The organism is Sphingobacterium athyrii (assembly GCF_003071065.1).
Lineage (GTDB): Bacteria > Bacteroidota > Bacteroidia > Sphingobacteriales > Sphingobacteriaceae > Sphingobacterium > Sphingobacterium athyrii.
In genome coordinates, this window is sequence record NZ_QCXX01000016.1 from 1 (window position 1) to 1231 (window position 1231).

Here is a 1231-nt window from a genome sequence, read left to right on the forward strand (position 1 = left end):
AAATAGGACTCAATCTGCTCAAAAAGGATACATCAAAGGGCTCATTGGTCACAAAGAGACTCAAAGCGGGATGGGATGATAAGTATCTAATGCAAATTTTTAATCAAATTTAAATGCGTTGACCCTGCGCGGGATGTGTCATTTTCTTTAATGCGCGAAAACCAATAATAAAAGGTCGCTTCGTTGATCCCATTTTCCGCGCAGTAAGCTTTCTTACTTTTTCCGCTCTGCTGCCAGTCTGCTATCATAGACAGCATACGCTCACGTTTTTCTTGAATGTTGTTCATAGCAACAACGCTAACCACTGATAGAACCTAAGTCAATATGTACTTGGTAGGACGGATACGCATAACGAGCTGACTATAAAAAAAGAATCTCTAAAAGATCAAATTTATAAATTAAGACATAATTCAGATAAGACTTATTCATTGTTACAAGATCAGCTGTTTTACCTTTCAGACCAAAATTATGTTTATACCGAAGCTAACACAATAGAAAAACAGGAACTCATTAAAATGGTGTTCGACGACTTTTTATACTATGAAAATGGTATCTATCGAACTCCGTATATTATGGAACCTTTTGTTCGTAATCAAATGAAAATGAGGGAAAAGGGATTTTTAGATTATACAAAAAAACGGGATAATTTTTCAATTATCCCGTCAAGTGGAGCTGGAGAGATTCGAACTCTCGTCCAGTCATGGTACTGTATACGCTTTCTACATGTTTAGCTTCTCTTTAATTGTCGGGCGAGGGAAGGTGAGTCGCTTACCTATACCGTACGCCGTAGTTGCTGTTTCTCACAAGTGCTTAGCAACATCACACTTGCCAGTTCTATCGTTCGATGCCCCGAATGTTAAACCAAAGAACAGGATCTAACGGGACAAATAGCTATGTTAAGTCTAACTTAAGCAGCTAAGGCGTAGTTTTCTTCGCCAGTTATAATTCTGAAAGTTCAGATTAAAGTGCTCTACTAACAACGCACTACATGCTTACATAACCGTCTCCATCCTGTCAATTCCGGTCAACCCCAATTATGTGTTACAAAGATATGATTTTTTTGATAAACCAACAAAATACATGATCATTTGTCAGGGTCAACGTATTTAAATTTGATTAAAAATTTGCATTAGATACTTATCCTCCCATCCCGCTTTGAGTCTCTTTGTGACCAATGAGCCCTTTGATGTATCCTTTTTGAGCAGATTGAGTCCTATTTTTCTAATATATG

1 protein-coding gene and 1 other RNA gene are annotated in these 1231 nt (G+C 37.4%); both read right to left on the bottom strand.

Annotated features, from left to right (window positions below):
• Window positions 1-86: 86 nt before the first annotated feature.
• Complete coding sequence (tnpA, locus tag DCO56_RS30160) at window positions 87-287, bottom strand: IS66 family insertion sequence element accessory protein TnpA (protein ID WP_425444088.1); 201 nt, start codon at window positions 285-287, stop codon at window positions 87-89.
• Window positions 288-664: 377 nt separating this feature from the next.
• Window positions 665-1032, bottom strand: a transfer-messenger RNA (tmRNA) gene (gene ssrA / locus DCO56_RS28985).
• Between the last annotated feature and the right edge of the window lie 199 nt (window positions 1033-1231).